This window comes from Enterococcus sp. HMSC072F02 (genome assembly GCF_001837725.1).
GTDB lineage: Bacteria > Bacillota > Bacilli > Lactobacillales > Enterococcaceae > Enterococcus_B > Enterococcus_B lactis.
The window spans coordinates 73,946-74,216 of the sequence record NZ_KV833977.1 but is presented as its reverse complement, the minus strand read 5'-3'; the positions used below and the strand labels follow the sequence as shown (position 1 = coordinate 74,216).

The window sequence follows — 271 nt, the reverse complement described above, 5'->3', positions numbered from 1 at the left end:
AGGTCAGCGGTTCGATCCCGCTAGGCTCCATTTCATTTAAATAATGAATATCTTTTTCGCGGTGTAGCTCAGCTGGCTAGAGCGTCCGGTTCATACCCGGGAGGTCGGGGGTTCGATCCCCTCCGCCGCGATTTTTAAGAGCCTGGACCTTTAGCTCAGTTGGTTAGAGCAGACGGCTCATAACCGTCCGGTCGTAGGTTCGAGTCCTACAAGGTCCATTGTGGCGTTGTAAGTTTCATATGGAGGATTACCCAAGTCCGGCTGAAGGGAA

2 tRNA genes are annotated in these 271 nt (G+C 52.4%); both read left to right on the top strand.

The annotated features are described in order from the left end of the window. Window positions 1–57 precede the first annotated feature (57 nt). Window positions 58–131 (top strand) — tRNA-Met (locus HMPREF2731_RS13520). 13 nt (window positions 132–144) lie between these two features. Then, window positions 145–218 (top strand) — tRNA-Ile (locus HMPREF2731_RS13515). Window positions 219–271: the final 53 nt, after the last annotated feature.